At 70.4% G+C, this 22,866-nt stretch carries 21 protein-coding genes and 1 CRISPR repeat array; of the genes, 11 read left to right on the forward strand and 10 right to left on the reverse strand.

Annotated features, from left to right (window positions below):
• Positions 1-103: 103 nt before the first annotated feature.
• The 4 genes from ACFVT5_RS04745 to ACFVT5_RS04760 all read right to left on the reverse strand — a co-directional run bounded on the left by ACFVT5_RS04745 (position 104) and on the right by ACFVT5_RS04760 (position 6,040).
• A complete protein-coding gene (locus tag ACFVT5_RS04745) occupies positions 104-1,264 on the reverse strand; it encodes an acyl-CoA dehydrogenase family protein (protein ID WP_389882070.1) in 1,161 nt (386 codons plus the stop codon).
• An 8-nt stretch (positions 1,265-1,272) separates the two neighbouring features.
• Entirely contained in the window at positions 1,273-2,235 is a 963-nt protein-coding gene (locus ACFVT5_RS04750) for a hydroxymethylglutaryl-CoA lyase (RefSeq protein WP_389882072.1), read from the reverse strand.
• A gap of 65 nt (positions 2,236-2,300) precedes the next feature.
• Positions 2,301-4,325 carry an acetyl/propionyl/methylcrotonyl-CoA carboxylase subunit alpha gene (locus ACFVT5_RS04755; protein WP_389882074.1) on the reverse strand — a complete coding sequence of 675 codons (2,025 nt, stop codon included), beginning with the start codon at positions 4,323-4,325 and terminating at the stop codon, positions 2,301-2,303.
• Between the two features lie 92 nt (positions 4,326-4,417).
• On the reverse strand, positions 4,418-6,040 hold the full coding sequence (locus ACFVT5_RS04760; RefSeq protein WP_389881415.1) for a carboxyl transferase domain-containing protein: 1,623 nt from the start codon (positions 6,038-6,040) through the stop codon (positions 4,418-4,420).
• Positions 6,041-6,132: 92 nt separating this feature from the next.
• Between ACFVT5_RS04760 and ACFVT5_RS04765 the strand changes: the two genes are divergently transcribed.
• The 3 genes from ACFVT5_RS04765 to ACFVT5_RS04775 all read left to right on the forward strand — a co-directional run bounded on the left by ACFVT5_RS04765 (position 6,133) and on the right by ACFVT5_RS04775 (position 8,965).
• A complete protein-coding gene (locus ACFVT5_RS04765; protein WP_389881417.1) occupies positions 6,133-6,723 on the forward strand; it encodes a TetR/AcrR family transcriptional regulator in 591 nt (196 codons plus the stop codon).
• A 149-nt stretch (positions 6,724-6,872) separates the two neighbouring features.
• The gene (locus ACFVT5_RS04770) at positions 6,873-8,030 is read left to right on the forward strand and encodes an acyl-CoA dehydrogenase family protein (RefSeq protein ID WP_389881419.1); all 1,158 of its coding nucleotides are present in this window, start codon (positions 6,873-6,875) and stop codon (positions 8,028-8,030) included.
• Between the two features lie 56 nt (positions 8,031-8,086).
• Positions 8,087-8,965: an acyl-CoA thioesterase gene (locus ACFVT5_RS04775; RefSeq protein WP_389881421.1), complete on the forward strand. Its 879-nt coding sequence runs from the start codon at positions 8,087-8,089 to the stop codon at positions 8,963-8,965.
• On the opposite strand, the gene ACFVT5_RS04780 is transcribed toward ACFVT5_RS04775, so the two are convergent.
• Positions 8,925-9,206 (reverse strand): hypothetical protein, encoded by a 282-nt coding sequence (locus tag ACFVT5_RS04780; protein WP_389881422.1) that lies wholly within the window; start codon positions 9,204-9,206, stop codon positions 8,925-8,927. The two genes, ACFVT5_RS04775 and ACFVT5_RS04780, sit on opposite strands and share 41 nt — an antisense overlap.
• 189 nt (positions 9,207-9,395) lie before the next feature.
• Here ACFVT5_RS04780 and ACFVT5_RS04785 point away from each other — a divergent pair, with 189 nt between their 5' ends.
• Complete coding sequence (locus tag ACFVT5_RS04785) at positions 9,396-10,208, forward strand: phosphatase (protein WP_389881424.1); 813 nt, start codon at positions 9,396-9,398, stop codon at positions 10,206-10,208.
• A gap of 75 nt (positions 10,209-10,283) precedes the next feature.
• Here the strand turns inward: ACFVT5_RS04785 and ACFVT5_RS04790 are convergent, their stop codons facing one another.
• The gene (locus ACFVT5_RS04790; protein WP_389881426.1) at positions 10,284-11,780 is read right to left on the reverse strand and encodes a PucR family transcriptional regulator; all 1,497 of its coding nucleotides are present in this window, start codon (positions 11,778-11,780) and stop codon (positions 10,284-10,286) included.
• A 163-nt stretch (positions 11,781-11,943) separates the two neighbouring features.
• On the opposite strand from ACFVT5_RS04790, the gene ACFVT5_RS04795 reads away from it, so the two are divergent.
• The 3 genes from ACFVT5_RS04795 to ACFVT5_RS04805 are packed head-to-tail and all read left to right on the forward strand — an operon-like array spanning position 11,944 to position 16,151.
• Complete coding sequence (locus tag ACFVT5_RS04795; protein ID WP_389881428.1) at positions 11,944-13,419, forward strand: sodium:solute symporter; 1,476 nt, start codon at positions 11,944-11,946, stop codon at positions 13,417-13,419.
• A gap of 54 nt (positions 13,420-13,473) precedes the next feature.
• Positions 13,474-14,469: an agmatinase gene (speB, locus tag ACFVT5_RS04800; RefSeq protein WP_389881430.1), complete on the forward strand. Its 996-nt coding sequence runs from the start codon at positions 13,474-13,476 to the stop codon at positions 14,467-14,469.
• On the forward strand, positions 14,466-16,151 hold the full coding sequence (locus ACFVT5_RS04805) for a thiamine pyrophosphate-binding protein (protein ID WP_389881432.1): 1,686 nt from the start codon (positions 14,466-14,468) through the stop codon (positions 16,149-16,151). The genes speB and ACFVT5_RS04805 overlap by 4 nt, the downstream gene beginning before the upstream one ends.
• A 79-nt stretch (positions 16,152-16,230) precedes the next feature.
• Here ACFVT5_RS04805 and ACFVT5_RS04810 read toward each other — a convergent pair whose 3' ends face one another.
• Positions 16,231-16,911, reverse strand: a complete 681-nt coding sequence (locus tag ACFVT5_RS04810) for a response regulator (protein WP_389881434.1) — start codon at positions 16,909-16,911, stop codon at positions 16,231-16,233.
• Positions 16,908-18,125 carry a sensor histidine kinase gene (locus ACFVT5_RS04815; RefSeq protein WP_389881436.1) on the reverse strand — a complete coding sequence of 406 codons (1,218 nt, stop codon included), beginning with the start codon at positions 18,123-18,125 and terminating at the stop codon, positions 16,908-16,910. Before ACFVT5_RS04815 ends, ACFVT5_RS04810 begins: the two co-directional genes overlap by 4 nt.
• Positions 18,126-18,257: 132 nt before the next feature.
• Here ACFVT5_RS04815 and ACFVT5_RS04820 point away from each other — a divergent pair, with 132 nt between their 5' ends.
• Together ACFVT5_RS04820 and ACFVT5_RS04825 are read left to right on the forward strand one after the other, a co-directional pair.
• The gene (locus ACFVT5_RS04820; protein ID WP_389881438.1) at positions 18,258-19,178 is read left to right on the forward strand and encodes an ABC transporter ATP-binding protein; all 921 of its coding nucleotides are present in this window, start codon (positions 18,258-18,260) and stop codon (positions 19,176-19,178) included.
• Positions 19,175-20,005 (forward strand): ABC transporter permease, encoded by an 831-nt coding sequence (locus ACFVT5_RS04825; RefSeq protein ID WP_389881440.1) that lies wholly within the window; start codon positions 19,175-19,177, stop codon positions 20,003-20,005. Before ACFVT5_RS04820 ends, ACFVT5_RS04825 begins: the two co-directional genes overlap by 4 nt.
• A gap of 31 nt (positions 20,006-20,036) precedes the next feature.
• Positions 20,037-20,248: a CRISPR direct-repeat array (repeat unit 29 nt; unit sequence GGGACCACCCCCGCGTGTGCGGGGACCAC).
• A gap of 186 nt (positions 20,249-20,434) precedes the next feature.
• Here ACFVT5_RS04825 and ACFVT5_RS04830 read toward each other — a convergent pair.
• Positions 20,435-21,244, reverse strand: a complete 810-nt coding sequence (locus tag ACFVT5_RS04830; protein ID WP_389881442.1) for a hypothetical protein — start codon at positions 21,242-21,244, stop codon at positions 20,435-20,437.
• Positions 21,241-21,498, reverse strand: a complete 258-nt coding sequence (locus ACFVT5_RS04835) for a hypothetical protein (RefSeq protein ID WP_389881444.1) — start codon at positions 21,496-21,498, stop codon at positions 21,241-21,243. The genes ACFVT5_RS04830 and ACFVT5_RS04835 overlap by 4 nt, the downstream gene beginning before the upstream one ends.
• Positions 21,499-21,812: 314 nt before the next feature.
• On the opposite strand from ACFVT5_RS04835, the gene ACFVT5_RS04840 reads away from it, so the two are divergent.
• Both ACFVT5_RS04840 and ACFVT5_RS04845 read left to right on the forward strand, forming a co-directional pair.
• Positions 21,813-22,652: a Scr1 family TA system antitoxin-like transcriptional regulator gene (locus tag ACFVT5_RS04840; RefSeq protein ID WP_389881446.1), complete on the forward strand. Its 840-nt coding sequence runs from the start codon at positions 21,813-21,815 to the stop codon at positions 22,650-22,652.
• Complete coding sequence (locus ACFVT5_RS04845; RefSeq protein ID WP_389881448.1) at positions 22,649-22,864, forward strand: DUF397 domain-containing protein; 216 nt, start codon at positions 22,649-22,651, stop codon at positions 22,862-22,864. The genes ACFVT5_RS04840 and ACFVT5_RS04845 overlap by 4 nt, the downstream gene beginning before the upstream one ends.
• The last annotated feature ends 2 nt before the right edge of the window (positions 22,865-22,866 follow it).

Here is a 22,866-nt window from a genome sequence, read left to right on the forward strand (position 1 = left end):
ACGCGACGAAGGAAGGTTAGCCTAACCTCACCTCGTCGGGCCAGGGGGACCCGTACCGCCACCGCTCCTCGCCCATGAATCAGCCGATGGGCCGGCCCATGAGTCAGCCCACAAGCCCCAGTTCGCGGGCGATCAGCATCCGCTGGACCTCGCTCGTGCCCTCGCCGATCTCCAGGATCTTCGAGTCCCGCCACATCCGGGCCACCGGGTACTCGTTCATGAAGCCGTAGCCGCCGTGGATCTGGGTCGCCTCGCGGGCGTTGTCCACCGCCACCGTCGACGAGTACAGCTTCGCGAGCGCCGCCTCCTTCTTGAACGGCTCGCCCGTCACCAGCCGGGACGCCGCGTCGCGCCACGCGAGACGGGCCGTGTGCGCCTTCATCTCCATGTCCGCGATCTTGAACTGGATCGCCTGGTACGACCCGATGTTCCGGCCGAACGCGTGCCGTTCGCGCGCGTACTTCACCGACTCGTCCACACAGCCCTGCGCGAGCCCGGTCGCCAGCGCCGAGATCGCGATGCGGCCCTCGTCCAGGATGCGGAGGAACTGCGCGAACCCACGCCCCTCGTCGCCCAGCAGGTTCGCCGCCGGTACGCGCACATCCGCGAAGGACAGCTCACGGGTGTCCGACGCGTTCCAGCCGACCTTCGAGTACGGCGCCGCCACCGTGAACCCCGGGGTGCCGGACGGGACGATGATCGAGGAGATCCGGGGGCTGCCGTCGTCCTTGCGGCCCGTCACCGCCGTCACCGTCACCAACCCGGTGATGTCCGTACCGGAGTTGGTGATGAAGCACTTGGTGCCGTTGATCACCCACTCGCCCGTCGCCTCGTCCAGGCGCGCGGTCGTGCGGGTCGCGCCCGCGTCGGAGCCGCCGTCCGGTTCCGTCAGGCCGAACGCGCCCAGGATCTCGCCCGTGCACAGCCGGGGCAGCCACTCCCGCTTCTGCTCCTCGGTGCCGTAGAGATGCAGCGGCATCGCGCCGAGCGACACGCCCGCCTCCAGGGTGATCGCCACGGACGAGTCGACCCGCGCCAACTCCTCCAGGGCGATACCGAGCGCCAGATAGTCGCCGCCCATCCCGCCGTACTCCTCCGGGAACGGCAGGCCGAACAGCCCCATACGGCCCATCTCCCGCACGATCTCGTACGGGAACTCGTGCCGCTCGTAGAAGTCGCCGATCTTCGGCGCGACGACATCGTGCGCGAACTCCTCGACGGTGCGCCGCAGTTCTTCGTGCTCCGGGGAGAGCCGGTGGTCGATCGACATGGTCAGGACTCCTTGGGTGACGGGTCCGTGGTCGCCCCGACGAGGGCCCGGACGGTGCGGGACGGGCTGGGCCGTCCCAGGTGGCCGGCCATCCACGCGCTGGTGGCGGTGAGACGGCCGAGGTCGACGCCGGTCTCGATACCGAGGCCGTTGAGCATCCACACGAGGTCCTCGGTGGCGAGGTTTCCGGTGGCGGACTTGGCGAAGGGGCAGCCGCCGAGGCCGCCGGCGGAGGCGTCGACGGTGGTCACGCCGTGTTGCAGCGCGGCCAGCGTGTTGGCGAGCGCCTGCCCGTAGGTGTCGTGGAAGTGGACGCCGATCCGGTCGGTGTGGACGCCCTCCTCGTTCAACTCCGCGAGCAGGGCTTGGACATGGCCCGGTGTGGCGACGCCGATCGTGTCGCCCAGGCTGAGTTCGTCGCAGCCCATGTCGAGCAGCGCCTTGCAGACGTGGACGACGCGCGCGATGGGCACCGCGCCCTCCCAGGGGTCGCCGAAGCACATCGACAGATAGCCGCGGACATGGACCTTGCCCGCGTCGCCGCTCTTCGCCCGCGCGACCACCGGCTCGAACATCGCCAGGGACTCGTCCACGGTGCGGTTGAGGTTGGCCCGCGCGAAGGACTCCGTGGCGCTCGCGAAGACGGCGACCCGGCGGGCGCCAAGGGCGAGGGCCCGGTCCAGACCGCGCGCGTTGGGCACCAGGACGGGCAGGGCCACGCCCCGCTCGTCGCGCAAGTCGCGGACCAGCGGGAAGAGGGCTTCCGCGTCGGCGAGTTGGGGCACCCGGTCGGGGCGTACGAAGCTGGTCGCCTCGATGGTGGTCAGGCCCGCGTCCGCGAGCCGGTGGATGAACTCCGCCTTCACCTCGGTCGGGACGGTCGCCTTCTCGTTCTGCAGCCCGTCCCGGGCGCCCACCTCGTGGATGCGGACGCGCGGCGGGAGGTCCTGGGTGGGGACCTCCATGGGGAGGCCGGGGGCCGGTTCGGCGTTCACTTCGGGGGCACGTTCGGGGGCCGGTTCGGGGGTCGTCATGCCGTCTCCTCCTCGGGGGTGCCGGTGAGGGCGTCGGCAGGGGTTTCGTGGGGTTCGATCACGGCGAGTACCTGGTCCATCGCGACCGTCGCCCCGGGGCTGACGTCCAACTCGGTGACCGTGCCCGCGTGCGGCGCCGACACGACGTGCTCCATCTTCATCGCCTCGACCACCAACAGGCTCTGGCCGGCGGTGACTTCATCGCCCACCGCGACCTTCACGACCGTGACCGTGCCCGGCATCGGCGCCGTCAGGGAGTCGGCGCCCGCGTGCGCGCCGCCCGTCAGCGACGCGGCCACCGGGTCGTGGTCCCGCACCTGCCAGGCGTCGCCGTCGCGGCCCAGCCAGTCGCCCGCGCGCCGGAAGGTGTGCCGGGCACCGTCGAGGGTGACCGACACGGAGTCGGCGGTGACGGTGGCCTCACCGCGCGCGCGGTACGTGACCGGGTCGTGGCCCGGAATGCGCAGGGGGAAGGCGACCGGGGCCGGCGTACCGCCCAGCCGCCAGCCGCTCGGCAGGTCGAAGGGGTCCGTCCAGCCGCCGTCGCGCGCGGGTTCCAGCTCGGCGAGCCGTACGGCCGCCGCCGCCTCGTACACCTCGTCGGGGACCGTGTCCGGGACCAGTCCCTCGGCCTCCCGCTCGACCAGCCCGGTGTCCAGCGCGCCCGCGACGACGTCCGGGTGGGCGAGCAGGCGGCGCAGGAAGCCCGCGTTGGTCGGTACGCCCAGGGTGACCGTCCGCGCGAGCGCGGCGCGCAGCCTGCGCAGGGCGGTGGCCCGGTCGGGGCCGTACGCGATGACCTTCGAGAGCATCGGGTCGTACAGGCTGCCGACCTCGGTGCCCAGGCTCAGCCCCGAGTCGGTGCGCACACCGTCGCCGTGCGGTTCGTCCAGCGCGAGCACCGTGCCGCCGGACGGCAGGAATCCGCGCGCGCCCTCGCGGAAGGACACCGTCTCGGCGCAGATACGGGCCTCCACCGCGTGCCCGGTGAGCCGGACGTCCTCCTGCGCGTACGGCAGGCGTTCCCCGGCGGCGACCCGGAGTTGCCACTCCACCAGGTCGATGCCGGTCACCAGCTCGGTCACCGGGTGCTCCACCTGGAGGCGGGTGTTCATCTCCATGAAGTAGTACGCCGACGGGTCGCCGCCCGGGACGATGAACTCGACGGTGCCCGCGCCCACGTACCCGCAGGAGCGGGCCGCCTGGACGGCCGCCTCGCCCATCGCCGCGCGCGTGGCCGCGTCGAGCAGCACGCTGGGCGCCTCCTCGATGACCTTCTGGTGGCGCCGCTGGAGCGAGCACTCGCGCTCCCCGAGGTGGATCACCCGCCCGTGCGTGTCCGCTAGTACCTGGATCTCGATGTGCCGGGGGCGGTCGATCCACCGCTCCACGAGCAGCGTGTCGTCGCCGAACGAGGCGCGCGCCTCACGCCGGGCCGCCGCGATCTCGTCGCCGAGCAGGGCCTCGTCCCGGACCAGACGCATGCCCTTGCCGCCGCCGCCCGCCGACGGCTTCAGAAGGACCGGCATCCCGATCTCGCGGGCCGCGTCGATGAGTTGACGGTCCGTCAGGCCGCTGCCCGACGATCCGGGGACCACCGGGACGCCGGCCGCCCGGACCGTCTCCTTGGCGCGGATCTTGTCGCCCATCAGGGAGATGGCGTCGGCGGACGGTCCGATGAAGACGAGCCCGGCGTCGGCGCACGCGCGCGCGAAGGCGGCGTTCTCCGCGAGGAAGCCGTACCCCGGGTGGATCGCCTGCGCGCCCATACGGCGGGCCGCCTCCAGCAACCGGTCCATGGACAGATAGCTCTCGGCGGCGGGCGCGGGCCCGATCCGCACCGCCTCATCCGCCTCACGCACATGCCGAGCGTCGGCGTCGGCGTCACTGAAGACGGCCACCGACCGAATCCCCAGCGCGCGCAGGGTGCGCATGACGCGTACGGCAATCTCGCCCCGGTTGGCCACGAGGACCGTGTCGAACAGTGCCCCGTCCGCGCGGGGCGTCCCGTCCGGCCGCATCTCCGGCCGCACCTCTGGCTTCACCACCGACTGCACCTCTGGCTTCACCACCGACTGCACCTCTGGCTCTACCACGTCGTCCATTCCCACCCTCACATCCGGAAGACGCCGAAGCCGTCGCCGCGGGGCGGCAGCGGGGCGTTGGCACATGCGGTCAGGGCCAGGCCGAGGACCTGGCGGGTCTCCAGGGGGTCGATCACGCCGTCGTCCCAGAGGCGCGCGGTCGCGTAGTAGGCGTTGCCCTGGGTCTCGTACTGCGCGCGGATCGGGGCCTTGAAGGCTTCTTCGTCCTCGGCGGGCCAGTCCTCGCCACGGGCCTCCGCCTGGTCGCGCTTGACGGTCGCGAGGACGGACGCGGCCTGCTCGCCGCCCATCACGGAGATCTTGGCGTTCGGCCACATCCACAGGAAGCGCGGCGAATACGCCCGGCCGCACATCGAGTAGTTGCCCGCTCCGTACGACCCGCCGACCACCACCGTCAGCTTCGGCACGCGCGTGCAGGCGACCGCCGTCACCATCTTGGCGCCGTGTTTGGCGATGCCCCCCGCCTCATAGTCCCTGCCGACCATGAAGCCCGAGATGTTCTGGAGGAACACCAGCGGGATACCGCGCTGGTCGCACAGCTCGATGAAGTGGGCGCCCTTCTGGGCCGACTCGGAGAACAGGATGCCGTTGTTCGCGACGATGCCCACCGGATGCCCGTGGATCCACGCGAAGCCGGTCACCAGGGTCTGCCCGAACTCGGCCTTGAACTCGGCGAACCGGGAACCGTCCACCACGCGCGCGATGACCTCCCGCACGTCATAGGGGGTACGCGAGTCCACCGGCACCGCGCCGTACAGCCCGTAGGGATCCGCCTTCGGCTCCTCCACCGGGCGCACCGCCCAGGGCAGCTCCCCGCGCGCGGGGAGGGTCGACACGATGGTGCGGACGATCCGCAGCGCGTGCGCGTCGTCCTCCGCGAGGTGGTCGGTGACCCCGGAGACCCGGGAGTGCAGCTCGCCGCCGCCCAGTTCCTCGGCCGTCACGACCTCGCCGGTCGCCGCCTTCACCAGGGGCGGGCCGCCGAGGAAGATCGTGCCCTGACCGCGCACGATCACCGCCTCGTCGCTCATCGCCGGGACATACGCCCCGCCCGCCGTGCACGACCCGAGGACCGCCGCGATCTGCGGGATGCCGGCGCCGGACATCCGGGCCTGGTGGTAGAAGATCCGCCCGAAGTGGTCCCGGTCCGGGAACACCTCGTCCTGCATCGGCAGGAAGGCGCCGCCCGAGTCCACGAGATACACGCACGGCAGGCGGTTCTCCAGGGCCACCTCCTGCGCGCGCAGGTGCTTCTTCACGGTCATCGGGTAATACGTGCCGCCTTTGACCGTCGCGTCATTCGCGACGATCACGCACTCGCGGCCCGAGACCCGGCCGATCCCGGCGATCACCCCGGCCGCCGGGGCGTCCCCGCCGTACAGCCCCTCGGCCGCCAGCGGTGCCAGTTCGAGGAAGGGCGAACCGGGGTCGAGGAGGGTGTCCACGCGGTCGCGCGGCAGCAGCTTCCCGCGCGCGGTGTGCCGTGCACGGGCCCGCTCACCGCCGCCGAGCCGCACGCGCGCGAGACGCGCCCGCAGCTCGTCGCCCAGGGCGCGGTGCGCCGCCTCGTTGGCCCGAAACGCTTCGGACGCGGGATCGGCCGCCGTCCCCAGCACCGGTGCCTCTTGCATCGAGCCCCCATGGTTCATGAGCATGGTTAATGAGCGTTAACGTATGTCCTCCAGGTTAACGACCGCTAACCGCCCTGTCTAGAATTGCTGCCATGGTCACGAGAACCGACGCACAGACCCGCCGTGAGCAGATCCTCAAGGAGGCCGCGCGGCTCTTCGCCGAGCGGGGCTTCCATGGTGTCGGCGTGGACGAGATAGGGGCCGCGGTCGGCATCAGCGGACCCGGTCTGTACCGGCATTTCGCCGGCAAGGACGCGATGCTCGCCGAGTTGCTCGTCGGCATCAGCGGACAGCTCCTCACCGGGGGCAAGCGGCGCGTCCAGGAGTCCGACGGGCGCCCCGACGCGCTGCTCGACTCGCTCATCGAGGGCCATATCGACTTCGCGCTCGACGACCGGCCCCTCATCACCCTGCACGACCGCGAGCTGGACCGCCTCCGGGACAGCGACCGCAAGCTGGTGCGCCAGCTCCAGCGCCAGTACGTAGAACTGTGGGTCACCGTCGTCCGTGACCGGTACGACCGGCTCTCCGAACCGGAGGCCCGCGCCACCGTGCACGCGGTCTTCGGCCTGCTCAACTCGACCCCGCACATCGGCCGCCCCGGCTCCCTGCCCGGCCGCACGGCGATGGCGAGCCTGCTGCACCGGCTGGCCCGGGGCGCCTTCGACGCGGCGGGCACGTGAGAGGGGGCGTAAGCGTTTACCCAGTGACGCGGCTCTCTCTGGACGGCTACGGTGACTGACGGGTAACCTGGGCCTGAGCAAGCGCTTAGTCGAGCCATGCCCACGCCCACGCCCAGTCCCGGGACCCCGCCTCCCAGAAGGAGAACCCCGTGCGCCGAACTGTTTACAACGAGGACCACGAGGCGTTCCGGGAGACCATCCGCGCCTTCATCGAGGCCGAGGTCGTCCCCGTCTACGACGAGTGGTACGCGGCGGGACAGGCGCCACGCGACTTCTACCACCAACTCGGTGAGCTGGGCATCTTCGGCATAGAGGTGCCCGAGGAGTATGGCGGCGCGGGCGAGGAGTCCTTCAAGTTCCAGGCGATCGTCTCCGAGGAGACCGCCCGCGCGGGCGTGTCCTTCGGCGGCTCAGGCGTCCATGTCGCCCTCTGCCTGCCGTACCTCAAGGCGTATGCCACCGATGAGCAGAAGAAGCGCTGGCTGCCCGACTTCGTCACCGGGCGCAGCATGTACGCCATCGCGATGACCGAGCCCGGCACCGGCTCCGACCTCGCCGGTATGAAGACCACCGCCAAGCTCTCCGACGACGGCACGCATTACGTACTGAACGGCGCCAAGACCTTCATCACCGGCGGCGTCCACGCCGACCGCGTCATCGTCTGCGCCCGCACCGCGCCGCCCACGCCCGAGGACCGCCGGCACGGCATCTCACTCTTCGTCGTCGACACCAGGACCGAGGGCTACGCGGTCGGCCGCAAGCTCGACAAGCTGGGCCTGAAGACCTCCGACACCGCCGAACTGTCCTTCACGGACGTCAAGGTCCCCGTCGAGGACCTCCTCGGCGACGAGAACAAGGGCTTCTCCTACCTCGGCCAGAACCTCCCGCAGGAGCGCCTCGGCATCGCTGTCGGCGCCTACGCGCAGGCAGCCGCCGCCGTCCGCTTCGCCCAGCGGTACGTCGAGGAGCGCACCGTCTTCGGCAAGACCGTCGCGTCCTTCCAGAACACCAAGTTCGAACTGGCCGCCTGCAAGGCCGAGGTCGACGCGGCGGAAGCGGTCTCGGACCGCGCTCTGGAAGCCCACGACCGGGGCGAGCTGACCGCCGCCGAGGCCGCGAGCGCCAAGCTGTTCTGCACCGAGGTCGCCCACCGCGTCATCGACAAGTGCCTCCAACTGCACGGCGGGTACGGCTACATGAACGAGTACCCCATCGCCCGCCTCTACGCCGACAACCGTGTCAACCGTATCTACGGCGGCACCAGCGAGGTCATGAAGATGATCATCGCGAAGGACATGGGCCTGTAGGCCGCGCGCAACGCACGCGCAACACCTCACCGACACACCACAGGCACACTCGTTGTATGCATCAGTCATTTGAGTCCCTCATCGATCTGCTCGACCTGGAGCAGATCGATGAGGACATCTTCCGCGGGCGGTCACGCTCCGCCGTCATCCCCCGCGTCTTCGGTGGCCAGGTCGCCGCACAGGCCCTGGTCGCCGCGGGCCGCACAGTCCCGGGCGACCGCGCGGCCCACTCCCTGCACGCGTACTTCCTGCGCATGGGCGACCCCGGGGCGCCCATCGTCTACACCGTCGACCGGATCCGCGACGGCCGCTCCTTCACCACGCGCCGCGTCGTCGCCGTCCAGCACGGCCAGCCGATCTTCCATCTCTCGGCGTCCTTCCAGACGTACGAGGAGGGCCTGGAGCACCAGGCCCCGATGCCGCAGGCACCGGACCCGGAGACGCTTCCCACGGCCGAGGAACTGCTGCCCCGGTACTCCGACGTCCTCGACCCCGATGTGCTGCGCCGACTGCTCGACGCGGCCCAGGCCGTGGACCTGCGGTACGTCGACGCGCCCCCGTACGCCAGCGTCGGGCAGCCGCGTGAGCCCCGGTCGCAGGTCTGGTTCCGCACCAACGGCAAGCTCCACGGCGCCATCGACCAACCCCTGCTGCATGTCTGCCTCGCCACCTATGTCTCCGACATGACCCTCCTCGACTCGGTGCTCCTCGCGCACGGGCGCGGGGGATGGGCGGTCGGGGACGTGGTCGGCGCGTCCCTCGACCACGCGATGTGGTTCCACCGGCCCTTCCGCGCCGACGAATGGCTCCTGTACGACCAGGAGTCGCCGTCCGCGTCTGCGGGGCGGGGGCTCGGCCAGGCCCGTATCTACACGCGGGACGGGCAGTTGGCGGTCACGGTGATTCAGGAGGGCGTGGTCCGGATTCCCCGCTGAGCGGGGCTTTTGCCGGGGAGTCCGCCATGGGATCCGCCGGGGAATCCGCGGTCACGACGGTCCAGTGGCCGACCTCGCGGTACCCGGAGTCGTACACCGGGGAGCCGTCGCCGGGCTCCAGGTCGTAGTGGCGGACGTTCCCGGCCCAGTACCGCAGGACGCGCCCCAGCTCGCGGGCGCGCTCCCCGTCGGATGCCATGCCGTCCAGATCGACTTCGAGAAGGAACTTCATGGCTTCCATCGTTTCATTGAACTACCTTTGGGGACTTTTCCGTATCGGGGATCGCATATGCACAGGTGGACGCCGTACGGGTGGGCAAAAAGTCTCCACTCGCGTTGGGGGCCGGCGGTGGGTGGACGGGGCGTGACGCGTGTCCCAGCGTTCGGGACGGAGCCTCCGTGTACGGGGGCCGACGGCACAATGGGACCCATGCCGATATCCGGGACACCCAGCCGCGCCGCCCTTGTCGACCATCTCGTCCGCACGCGTATCGCGGGGGATGTGGCCACGCCTCGCGAGAACAACCTTTCCCACTACCGCAAACTCGCGAACGGCGACCGTCACTACTGGCTCGGCCTGGAACTCGGCGACCGCTGGAACGACGAGCAGGACGTGCTCGCCGTGATGGCCGAGCGCTGCGGTGTCAACGACGACCCGGAGTACCGGTTCGGTCAGGACACCATCGATCCCGAGCTGACCGTGGACGGGCTGGAGCGGATGGCGGGGCGGCTGCGGAAGGCGGCGGCGGGGCGGGAAAGCGTTCTCTTCGCGACCGGGCACCCGGGCGGGCTCCTCGATGTGCACCGGGCGACGGCCGCGGCGCTGCGGGCGGCGGGCTGCGAGATCGTGGTGATCCCGGACCATCTGCACGCCGACGAGGGCCTTGTCTTCCAGTTCGCCGATGTCGCCGTGCTGGAGCGCGGCGCCACGCTGTGGCACACGCATTCGCCCGCGCCGATGACCGCGATCCTCGACGGGCTCGCGCGCGAGGGCCGTCCGCTGCCGGACCTGGTCGTCGCGGACCACGGCTGGGCGGGGTGCGCGGGGCAGCGCGGTCTGGACTCGGTGGGGTACGCGGACTCCAACGACCCGGCGCTGTTCCTCGGCGAGGCGGAGGGCACCCTTCAGGTGACGGTTCCCCTCGACGACCATGTCACGAGCCCCCGGTACTACGACCCGATGACGGCGTATCTGCTGGACGCGGCGGGGCTGTTGGACGAGTCCGTCACGGCCACGGGTTGAGTCCCTCAGCCCGGCGCCGCGCGAAGTGGCGGGAAGAGACACCCGGCGGCGCCGGCCCCTTCCTCCCCCTCCCCCCTACAGGATTCGGCGGAGGGCGAACCAGAGTTCCATTCTGGTGTCCGGGTCGTCCAGGTTCTGGGTGAGGAGGGTGCCGCAGCGGGCGATGCGTTGGCGGACCGTGTTGCGGTGGATGCCGAGGGCGACGGCCGTGCGGTCCCAACTGCCGTGCAGCGAGAGCCAGGTGTGCAACGTCGACAGCAGGGCCGGGTTCTCCGCCAGGGGAGCCAGCAGGGCTCGGGCGTGCGCCTCCGCTTCCGTCGCCGGGATCAGCGACGCCAGGCCGCTGTCGGCGGGGCGGTGCCGGGTGAGCGGTGTCCGGGTGGCCAGGGCCCGTACCAGCGCCCGCGCGGCCTGCGCGTCGGCGGTCGCGAGATCCGGCGCGGCGGCGGACGCGCTCGCGCCGAGGCTCCAGCCGGGCTGCGCGGTGATCTCCCGGTCGGCCGGTACCAGTACCCGTACCGCATCGGGCCCCGCGTCCACGAGCGGGGAGCCGAGCGCGGTGCCGAGGGCGGTGGCGGCCACCGCGTCCGCCGGGCCCGAAGCCCGGTGCCCGTGCACGACGGTCCACGTCTCGGCGCCGAGCAGCGGAACCACCTGGTGCGGCTCGGCCCCGAGCAGCAGTCGCAGCAGCGCCGCCGAACGCCCGGCCTGCGCGGCCCCCTGATGCTCCCCGGTCAACAACGACAACAGGACGACCGCGACACCCGTGACCGTGTGGTCACCGGGGTCCCGTCGGCCGCCGGCCACCCCCAGCGCGAATCCCTGGCCGCCCCCGAGCGCGTACACCGCGAGCGGCGCGCCCCCGACGGTGTCCGTCGCCGACGTGGGCGCCGGTGCCCCGGACCCCGGCCGGGACACCACCCGTACGAGATCCGCGACCGCGTTCCGTACCGCGGCGCCCGGCTCCGTACCCGCCGTCCGCACCGCCGTGCCGTCCGGGCCGAGGAGGGCCGTCCAGCCGCCGACGCGCTGGGCGAGCTGTCGGAGGACGGCGGGGACCGGGTCGGGCCGGGCGGCGGCGGAGGCGAGGCCCTGCTGGGCCTCCGTGACGCGGCGCAGCTCCGTGTGCCGGATCTGCGCCATGATCGCCCACACGGCCCGCGTCACCGCGCTGAACGTGGTGCGCGGCGGCACCTCGACCAACGGCAGCCCGTACCGCTCGCACGCCGCGACCAGCGCTCGCGGCACCGTGTCGTGCACCGGCGCCACCCCGAAGCCGAGCGCGGCGCCGCCCGCCTCGACGACCCGGGCCACGTAGTCGTCGTAGTAGGCCCCGGTGCCCGCCGCCTCGGACGCGTGCACCCCGGCCGTCAACAGCAGCTCGCCGCCCAGGAGATACGGATACGGGTCGGACATCTCCGAGGTGTGCGCCCACAGGATCGTCGTCGTCCCGGCCGGCGGCCCCGCGATCTGGCGCAGCCCGAGATCCTCCCGGGCCAGCAGCGCGGCCAGCGGGACCGGGGGAGTGGGCGGTGGGGCGGCGGAGTCCGGCACGGTGGACGATCCCTCCATTCCGTTCGGTATGAATGGATGAAACGTACACTTCAGCGTTGCTTTCCGGCCACCTATCGTCGTCCCCGTCGATGACACGGGTACGGGCGGATGTCCCCGGGTCACCGATCGTCCCCGACCTCCCCCACACGACACGCCACCGAGGTGCGCGAAGGAGGGCCACATGGCCGTCGATTACACAGTGATCGTCATCTACCTGGCCGGCATGCTGGCGATGGGCTGGTGGGGCATGCGCCGCGCCAAGTCCAAGAGCGAGTTCCTCGTCGCGGGCCGCAGGCTCGGCCCGACCATGTACTCCGGCACCATGGCCGCCATCGTCCTGGGCGGCGCGTCCACCATCGGCGGCGTCGGCCTCGGCTACAAGTACGGACTCTCCGGCGCCTGGATGGTCTTCACCATCGGACTCGGCCTGCTCGCCCTGTCCGTGTTCTTCTCGGCCCGTATCGCCCGACTGAAGGTGTACACGGTCTCCGAGATGCTCGACCTGCGCTACGGCGGCCGGGCCGGCGTGATCTCCGGTGTCGTGATGTGGGCGTACACGCTGATGCTCGCCGTCACCTCGACCATCGCGTACGCCACGATCTTCGATGTCCTCTTCGACATGAACCGCACCCTGTCGATCATCCTCGGCGGCTCCATCGTCGTGGCCTACTCGACGCTCGGCGGCATGTGGTCGATCACGCTGACCGACATGGTGCAGTTCGTCGTCAAGACGATCGGCGTGCTGCTGCTCCTGCTGCCCATCGCCGTCGTCAAGGCGGGCGGCTTCAGCGAGATGAAGGCCAAGCTGCCCACCGAGTACTTCGACCCGCTGGGCATCGGCGGCGAGACGATCTTCACCTATGTCCTGATCTATACGTTCGGCATGCTCATCGGTCAGGACATCTGGCAGCGCGTGTTCACCGCACGCAACGACCGCACGGCCCGCTGGGGCGGCACCGTCGCGGGCACCTACTGCCTGGTGTACGCGCTGGCCGGCGCCGTCATCGGCACCGCGGCCAAGGTGCTCTACCCGAACCTCGCCAACGCGGACGACGCCTTCGCGACCATCGTCAAGGACGAACTCCCCATCGGCGTACGGGGATTGGTGCTCGCCGCCGCGCTCGCCGCCGTGATGTCGACGTCCTCCGGCGCCCTGATCGCCTGCGCGACCGTCGCCAACAACGACATCTGGTCGCGGGTGCGGGGCGTGGTCGGCGGCCAACGCGACGACGGCGAGGCGCACGACGAGGTGAAGGGGAACCGTGTCTTCATCCTGATCATGGGCATCGGCGTGATCTGTATCGCCATCGCCCTCAACAACGTGGTCGAGGCGCTGACCGTCGCGTACAACCTGCTCGTCGGCGGACTCCTCGTCCCCATCCTCGGCGGACTGCTGTGGAAGCGGGGCACGGCGCCCGGCGCCCTCGCCTCGGTCGTCGTCGGCGGACTCGCCGTCATCGGCCTGATGTGGCACTACGGCATCCTCGCCAACCAGCCCGTCTACTACGGCCTGTTGTCCTCGCTCGCCGTCTACGTCGTCGTATCCCTGGCGACCCCGCCCACCGACGCGGCGGTACTCGCCGCCTGGCGGGAACGGCTCGCGGGACGCGGTGCCCCGGAGACGGCAGAACCCGAGCCCGTCACCGCCACCCAATAACCCCTGGGTAGAGTCAGAAAACGCAACGAAGCGTAGGAAAGAAGGCACATTCAGATGAGCAGCAACGAGACGCCGCGCGGACCCGTCGACTCCTCCCGCGTACCCCGGTACGCCGGGCCCGCAACGTTCGCCCGGCTGCCCCGGCTCGACGAGGTCGGCACCACCGACGTCGCCGTCGTGGGCGTGCCGTTCGACACCGGCGTCTCGTACCGGCCGGGCGCCCGCTTCGGCGGCAACGCGATCCGCGAGGCGTCCCGGCTGCTGCGCCCCTACAACCCGGCGCAGGACGCGTCCCCGTTCGCGCTCGCCCAGGTCGCCGATGCCGGGGACATCGCGGCCAACCCGTTCGACATCCACGAGGCCGTCGACACCATCGAGGCCGCCGCCGACGACCTGCTCGGCAGCGGTGCCCGGCTGATGACCCTCGGCGGCGACCACACCATCGCCCTGCCCCTGCTGCGGTCCGTCGCGAAGAAGCACGGCCCGGTCGCGCTGCTCCACTTCGACGCCCATCTCGACACCTGGGACACGTACTTCGGCGCCGAGTACACACACGGGACGCCGTTCCGCCGGGCCGTCGAGGAGGGCATCCTCGACACGTCCGCGCTCTCCCACGTCGGTACGCGCGGCCCGCTGTACGGCAAGCAGGACCTCACCGACGACGAGAAGTTGGGCTTCGGCATCGTCACATCGGCCGACGTCTACCGCCGGGGCGCCGACGAGATCGCCGACCAACTCCGGCAGCGGATCGGCGACCGTCCCCTGTACATCTCCATCGACATCGACTGCCTGGACCCGGCGCACGCCCCCGGCACCGGAACGCCCGAGGCCGGCGGCATGACCTCCCGTGAACTCCTGGAGATCCTGCGGGGGTTGGCGAGTTGCCGACTCGTCTCGGCGGACGTGGTCGAGGTGGCGCCCGCATACGATCACGCCGAGATCACCGCCGTCGCGGCCTCGCACACGGCGTACGAGCTGACGACGATCATGGCGCGGCAGATCGCGGCGGAGCGGAAGGACCAGGGGACGGACCAGGGGACGGCCAAGTGACGCACGACCACCACGGCCCCGAACTGCTGCCCACACCCGCGCAGACGACCGCCGCGCTGAACCCGCCCCCGGGCCGCACCGGCGGCGACCTCGTCGTGGAGACCCTGCACAACCTCGGCGCGACCACGGTGTTCGGCCTTCCCGGGCAGCACGCGCTCGGCATGTTCGACGCGCTGCGCCGCTCGGACCTGCGGTACGTGGGCCTGCGCGTCGAGAACAACGCGGGCTTCGCCGCCGACGCGTACGGCCGGATCACCGGTGAGGCGGCACCCCTGCTCCTGTCGACCGGGCCGGGTGCGCTCACCTCGCTCGCCGCGCTCCAGGAGGCGGCGGCGGCCTCGGCTCCCGTTCTGGCGATCTCCAGCCAGATCCCGACGGCCGGTCTGGGCGGCGGACGCCACGGCTATCTGCACGAACTGCGCGACCAGCAGGCGTCGTTCAGGGACATAGTGAAGTCGGTGCACACCGTGCGCGCCGCCTCGCAGATCCCGTCCGCCGTCGCGGCGGCCTGGCAGTCCGCGCTCACCGCGCCGCACGGACCGGTCTGGGTGGAGATCCCGCAGGACGTCCTCCTCGCCGAGACATCCCTGCCCGTGGTGACCTCCCTCGACGCCACGCCCCACGAGGTCTACCCGCGCCCCGAACTGACCGCCGTAGCAGCCGAGTTGCTGAGTACGGCCGTCCGCCCGGCGATCATCGCGGGCGGCGGAGTGGTACGCGCCGACGCCTCCGGCAAGCTGCGCGCCCTGGCGGAGAAACTGAACGCGCCCGTCGTGACGACCTTCGGCGGCAAGGGAGCCTTCCTCTGGGAACACCCGCTGTCGCTCCAGTCCTGGCTTGAGGACCGTCACACCACGGACCTCCTGGAGGACGCCGATGTCCTGCTCGTCGTCGGCTCGGGCCTCGGCGAACTCTCCTCGAACTACCACACGTTCGCGCCGCGCGGCCGGGTGATCCAGATCGAGGCCGACCTCGGCAAGCTGGAGTCGAACCACCCCGCACTCGGCATCCACGCGGACGCCCGCCTCGGTCTCGCGGCCCTGGTCGACACGGTACGGGAGCGTCCCGACGCCTCGGCTCCGGCGCGGGTACGGGAACTGTTGGAGAAGGTGGCGGCGCGGATCGGAGGGCAAGACACGGCGCTGGAACGCCAGTTGCTCGCCACCGTCCGGGACGCGCTGCCCGACCGGTCGCCGTCCTTCTGGGACATGACGATCCTCGCGTACTGGGCATGGTCGGCCTTCGACCCGAGGCACCCCAACACGATGCACTCCGCGCAGGGCGCCGGCGGTCTCGGCTACGGCTTCCCCGCCGCACTCGGCGCGGCGGTCGCGGACCCGTCCCACCCGGTCCTCGCGGTCTCCGGCGACGGGGGAGCGATGTACTCCCTCGCGGAACTGGCGACCGCCCGGCAGTACGACCTCGACGTCACCTGGCTGATCGTGGACGACGGCGGTTACGGGATTCTCCGCGAGTACATGACGGACGCGTTCGGCACGACGACCGGGACGGAACTCACGCGGCCCGACTTCGTCGCGCTCGCGGAGTCGTTCGGGGTCCCGGCGGTCCGGACATCGCCGGACGCCCTGGGCGCCGACCTGTCCAAGGCGCTGGGGGAGCCGGGCCCTTCGGTGGTCGTACTGCCGGTGACGGTACGGATGTTCGGCGCGACGCACTTGTAGCAGAGGCTTTTGGCAGGGCTTTTGCGACGGGGCTTTTGTGACGGGGCCTTTTTGGCAGGGCCTTTGTGGCAGGGGTGGTCTAGGGGGTCACGAGGCGGGCCTCGTACGCCATGATCACCAGGTGGACCCGGTCGCGGGCGTCCAGCTTGGACAGCAGCCGGGTCACATACGTCTTGACCGTCGCCGTCGTGATGTTCAGGGCCACCGCGATCTCCGGGTTGGCGTGCCCGCGCGCGAGCAGCGTGAGCACCTCGCGTTCCCGGTCCGTGATGGCGGTCAGGGGGCGGGGCGCCGGAGCGGGGTCGGATACGGGGTCCGGGCGGGCCGTGAAGTCGGCGATCAGGCGGCGCGTGACCGAGGGCGCGATCAGGGCGTCTCCGGTGGCCACCACCCGTACCGCCGCGAGGATGTCGTCCAGGGCCATGTCCTTCACCAGGAACCCGGACGCGCCCGCGCGCAGCGCCCCGTACACATACGCGTCGTCGTCGAACGTGGTGAGCACGACCACCCGGGTCGGGCCGCCGGACGCGGTGATCAGGCGGGTGGCCTCGATGCCGTCCATGCCGGGCATACGGATGTCCATGACGACGACATCGGGCCGCAGTTCGTCGGTCAGCCGGACGGCCTCGGCGCCGGTGCCGGCCTCGCCGATGACCTCGACGTCGGAGGTGTCCGTGATGACCATCTGGAGGGCCGCGCGGACGAGGGGCTGATCATCGGCGAGGACGACCCGTACCCGTGGCGGTGTCCCTGTGGTCATCGGACACCCGCGGGTACCGGCAGCCGGGCCGTCACCCGGAAGCCGCCGTCCCGCCGAGGCGCGGCGGAGAATTCACCGTGCAGGAGGGCGACCCGCTCACGCATACCGACCAGCCCGTACCCCGGGGCCGTGACAGTGGCGACCCGGCCGTTCCCTTGGTCGGCGACCTCGATGGCGACCGCGTCGTCACGGCAGTCGATGGACACGGCGCAGGACGGGGTGCCCGCGTGCCGGACCACATTGGTGACGGACTCCTGGATGATCCGGTACGCCGACACGTCGATGTCCGGGGGCAGTTGACGCCGTTCGCCGAGCCAGGACACGTCGACGCGGACTCCGGCGGCGGTGGTCGTGGCGGCGAGCCGTTCGACGTCGGCGAGTCCCGGTGCCGGATGCAGCGGCGCGGCTTCCGGCTCGTGCCCCGGTTCCGGCTCGCGCAGCGCGCCGAGCATGCGCCGCAGCCCCGAGAGGGTCTCCCGTCCGGCGATCTCCACCTCGCTCAGCGCGGCGCGTGCCCGGGTGGGCTGTGTCTCGATGACGCGAGTCGCCGCGCCCGCCTGGAGAGCGATGATGCCGATGCTGTGGGCGACCATGTCGTGCAACTCGCGGGCGATCCGCAGCCGTTCGGCGGTGACGGCCTGCGCGGCGGCCTGGGCGCCCAGCTTCTCGGCGTACGCGCGGGACTGGCGCGCGGAGTTGCCGACGAGCCAGGCGACGACGGCCGTCAGCGCCATCGCGAGCAGCGTCGAGGTGCCGATACCGAACCCGACGGCCAGCCGGATGACCGCGTATCCGACGAGCACGCCGAGGGTCAGCGCGAGCGCGGTGCCCGAGGTGCGGCGCGGGCGGGTGGCGGCGACGAAGCACAGGGCGATGTCGGCGGCGAGGATCTGGAGGAGGTTGATCTCGGACGAGTTCAGCGCCATCGCGCCCGCGACCGAGGCGGTGAGCAGCAGCGCGATGGCGGTCAGGGCCCGGCGGCGGAGCAGACAGCTACCGGCCAGCGCGAGGACGGTGGCGATGGCGAGGGACTGCTGGTTGCCGGGGGGCATGTGACCCCACCCCTGCCGGGGCAGCATCAGGCCACCTGCATTCTCACCGGGCAGCACGACCATCGTCAGGAACGAGTACGCCGTCGCCGCGCACCACGCGAGCGCCGTCCAGACGCCCGGCGGCACACGCTTGAGCAGCGGAAGAGGCGGGGTGACCTGCATGTCGCGATCGTAACCGCCGGTTCCGTATCGGGCATCGGACCGTGGTCGTACGCCCGGGGACGACACCGGTCCCCCGGAATGCCACCGGCGGTCCGATGACGCCCGGCGACGCTTCCCGGCAGCGTGGAGTCCGTGATCGAAGTAAACGAACTCACGAAACGCTACGGAAAGACCACAGCGGTCAACCGGCTCACGTTCACTGTGCGCCCCGGACATGTGACCGGCTTCCTCGGCCCGAACGGCGCGGGCAAGAGCACCACGCTCCGCATGATCATCGGCCTGGACGAGCCGACCGGTGGGACCGTGACCGTCGACGGGCAGCGCTTCCGCGACCATCCGCGCGGACTGCGGCACGTCGGCGCGCTGCTCGACGCGGGGGATGTGCACGGCGGTCGCAGTGCCGCCGCGCATCTGGCGGTCCTGGCCCGCAGCAACGCGATTCCACGGCGGCGGGTGGACGAGGTACTGGAGGAGGTCGGACTCGCGGACGCGGCGCGGCGCCGGGTCGGCGGTTTCTCGCTGGGGATGAAGCAGCGGCTCGGTATCGCCACGGCGCTGCTCGGTGACCCACCGGTCCTGCTCTTCGACGAACCCCTCAACGGCCTTGATCCGGAAGGGGTGTTGTGGGTACGCCGACTGTTCCGGCGGCTGGCGGCCGAGGGCCGGACGGTATTCGTCTCCAGCCACCTCATGAGCGAGATGGAGAACACGGCGGACCGGCTGATCGTCATCGGGCGGGGCGAGTTGATCGCGGATGAGCCGCTGACGGAGTTCGCTGCGCGCGGCAAGCGGGTGACCGTGACGGTCCGTACGGCCGACGCGGCGGGGCTGAGCGCGCTGACGGACCTGGTGACGGCGGAAGGGGCGACGGTCCTCGCGGAGGGGGAGGGCGCGATCTCGGTAACGGGCCTGAGCGCGCCCCGCATCGGCGAACTCGCCTTCCAGCACGAGCTGATGCTGCACGAACTGGCGCCACGGTCGGCGTCGCTGGAGGAGGCGTTCATGGAACTGACGGCGGGGAGCGTGGAGTACGCGGCGGGAGGTTCGCGATGAGCCAGGTGGCAGTGGCACGGGCGGGTATGTGGGATCTGCTGGCATCGGAGTGGCTGAAACTCTGGTCGCTACGGTCGATGCGCTGGGCCCTGGGCGTGAGTGCCCTGGCCATCATCCTCCTGAACGCGAACGCGGCCTACGCGGACTACGTCAACTGGCCGCGCTACGACGACGGAATCCGCTCGAACTTCGTACCGGGCTGGTCGTACCGCGACGCCTTCACCAACAACTCCGGCATCACGCTGATGCTCATCGCGGCGAGCCTGGGCTCCATCACGGTGGTGAGCGAGTACGGGACGGGGCTGATCCGCACGACGTTCGCGGCGGTGCCGGCGCGGGGGTCGTTGATGACGGCGAAGTTGGCCGTGGTGACAGTGGTGATGACGGCGTATGGCGTGGTGGTGGCGGGCGGTTCCTTCTGGCTGACCCAGGCGATTCTCGCGGGCCGGGACGTCGGTATCTCGATCACGTATCCGGGGGTGGTGTGGGGAGTACTGGCGTCCGCACTCCTGGCCCCGGTGAGCGCGCTGGTGGGTTTCGGCCTGGGGGCGCTGATCCGCCATAGCGCGACGACGATCGTGGCGAACGTGGTGGTGCTCCTATTGGTGCCGAACTTCCTTTCGGACGACCGCTATTGGTCGGCAACCCTGAACCACGCCCTTCCGTTCCGAGCTTGGCAGCGCCTACTCCAACTGGACGCTCCGCTGCCGACACCGCAGTTGCCGTATCCGGCGACGGGGGTGGCGGGGTCGTGGCTGGTGTTCGGGATGTGGGGGTTGGTGGCGGGGGTGGTTGCGGTGGTGGTGGTTGGACGGAGGGATACGTAGGCGCTCCGCGCTTGCCGGGGGTGCCCTCGCTGGGACCACCCCCGCGTGTGCGGGGACCACGTCTTACGCCACAGCGGGTCATTCCTCACGTAGGGACCACCCCCGCGTGTGCGGGGACCACTGCGCCGAGGTCGATCGCGAGGATCGCGTGGAGGGACCACCCCCGCGTGTGCGGGGACCACGCCCGCCGTGCCTGCTCGCGGCTGAGTGGCCGGGGACCACCCCCGCGTGTGCGGGGACCACAGGTCGTGAGCTGGGGGTTTATCTCGCCGAGGGCTTGTTTTTGCTTACTTTCTCGGAATCCGGCATAGCGGACATGGCTCCTGTTGGTGCCGCGTATGGGTGCCAGGCTACAACTGGGGCTTCTGGCAGGTGGGTTACTTGGGTGCGCGGGCTGTTGATCGGTACCGGCCTCTGTAACCCTGGCTGCTAGTTCGGCTCTTGTTTGGGGCGTTGCGGTAAGTCTGGGCGTGGCGCGAGGGCTTTGCGCAGCAGGGCGTCTGTTTCCGGGTCGTGCAGAGCCCACGCGTGGGGGTGGGGGTGGTTCCAGTAGAGGGTGCAGGCGTCGTTCTGGGGGCCGCCGGCGGTTTCGCACCAGGGGAGGGACTCGTACCGCAGGACGCTGCCGGTGTTCCAGCGGGCCCATAGGGCGTGGGTGGGTTCGTGGTCCCAGTCCCATACGTGGTCGGCGTGTTCGCCCTGGTGCCGGGTACCGAGTTCGCAGCGGGCTCGGGTGGGGGCGTATCCGAGGTCGTTCCCGAGGACGCGGCCCTGTCCGGCGAGGATCGCGACGAGCAGGGCGACGGGCGGTACGGCGGTGGTGGCTTCGCATTGGTGCATGGTTTGTCCTGGTGGGGGAGGTGGAGGGGGTGCGTCCGCATGGTGGCGGCAGGCGAAGAGGGTGTACGTGCAGTCCCTGTCCGGGATGACGACGAACAGCGGGTGTCCCGTCTTGATGCGTTCGCGGGCGACGCGCTGTTCCTTTCGGTCCTCGGCCCATATGCGGAGGTCTGTGGGGCCGTCGGGTTCCGGTGCCGTTGCCTGGCGTGCGGCTGGCGGCAGCCAAGGCGTACTTGCCGGGTCGGGGTCGAGTCGGTCGGCGATGTGTAGTGCTTGGCCGCTCAGCCAGCGGAGGGCGAGGACGGGGGAGATGGTGTGGTGGGTGCCAAGGATGTGGTGGGCGGTGTGTCCGGTGCCGTAGACGGGGCCTTCGGCGTGGATTTCGGACCGGTAGTTCATACGGGTCCTTCGCGCCACATCACCCAGGGGCGTTCGATGACTTCGGCGTAGCTGGTGTGCTCGGGGTGGGTACGGAGGTGGGTGAAGGCCCAGGTCTGGGGTTCGGTCGGGTCGGTGCTGGTGGGTGACTTGGCGTTGCATGCGGTGTCGTCGTCGGTGTTGAGGGTGAGGCACCGGTAGGCGTAGGTGAGTTGGGGGGCGTCGGGGTCAAGATCCGGCCGTAATGTCCAGCGGACGAATCCGAGGGTGGTCACAGGTACTCGCCTCGACTCCGTGCGTTCAGCCGGGAGTTCTCTGCGCGTAAGCGCTGTTCGGGACTTGCCGGCCGTACGTCCTGTGGGTCGACGGTCCATTCCCTACCGCCAGTTACTGGGCGCAGGGACCATAGTCCGCACCACTCACCCCGGAACTCGCCGATCCGGTTCTGTGCGTCGACCATGAGCGTGCCGGGGGTCGGAAGGTTCTTTTCGGACACCATCGTTCCTCTCCGTAGCTATTTCACTACCAAGAGGTGTCAGAGTGGACCTAGAGTTGGGATGCCTTCAACGTTCCGTCACGGGAGAGCACGTTGGTAAACCGCAAGGACTTAAACCCCGAAGCGAGCCCGCGAGCGGCCTACGGTGCACGTGTACGCAGCGCACGCGAAGCGCGTAACTGGATCCAAGATGACCTTGCCGAGCTGGTCGGCTACTCCGGCAGGCACATTTCAGCAATCGAAACCGGCCGCAAACCGCCAACTCTCCAGTTCTCGCGGAGTCTGGATACCACCCTCGGGCTGTCCGGGACCGCAGAGTCGTTCGAGCGCGCGTGGTCGGAGATCCGGCAGGGGTCGTTGCTGGAGGGCTTCCCGGAGTACTTGATATACGAGGCGCGCGCGGCAGAGATCCGGCTGTTCGAAGTCGGCCTGATCCCTGGCCTGCTCCAGACAAAGGAGTACGCACAGGCGCTGGCTGACGCCCACGTACGGCGAGGGACCCTGACACCCGAACAGGCCGATGAACGAGTCGCGCTCCTCATGGAGCGTCAGGCTGCGCTGGTTCGCCCTCTGCCACCCTTGGTGATCGCAGTGCTGGACGAGAGCTGTATCCGTCGGCCCATTGGCGGCGCTGCCGTGATGGACGCGCAGTTGGCGCGGCTGGTGGAGTTCGCGGAGCAACCGAACACCATGCTTCAGATCGCCCCCTACAGCATTGGTGAGCACCGCCCCTTCAACCGTGCGGTCAACCTGCTCACCTTGCCGGACCGATCCGTGTTCTCCTACGTCGAGTCACAGACCGAAGGACACTTGGACCGGGCACTGACCTCCGTACTGCCTCTGGTGAGGGCCTACCATCAACTACAGGCCGTATCACTGTCGCAGGCAGCGTCTGTGGACATGATCCACCAACTCCGAAAGGGCACCCTGTGAAGACCGAGGACAAGACCCTGCAGTGGGTGAAGTCGTCCTACAGCGACAACGGCGGCACGTGTGTCGAGTGGGCCCCGGCGCACGCGTCCGTTACCGGCATAGTCCCCATGCGTGACTCCAAGAACCCGTCAGGTCCGGTGCTGGACTTCCAGGCCGATGCGTTCACGTCCTTCGTATCGGCCGTCAAGGCAGGGGAGTTCCGTACCGGCTGACC

This window comes from Streptomyces sp. NPDC058001, from assembly GCF_042886315.1.
GTDB lineage: Bacteria > Actinomycetota > Actinomycetes > Streptomycetales > Streptomycetaceae > Streptomyces.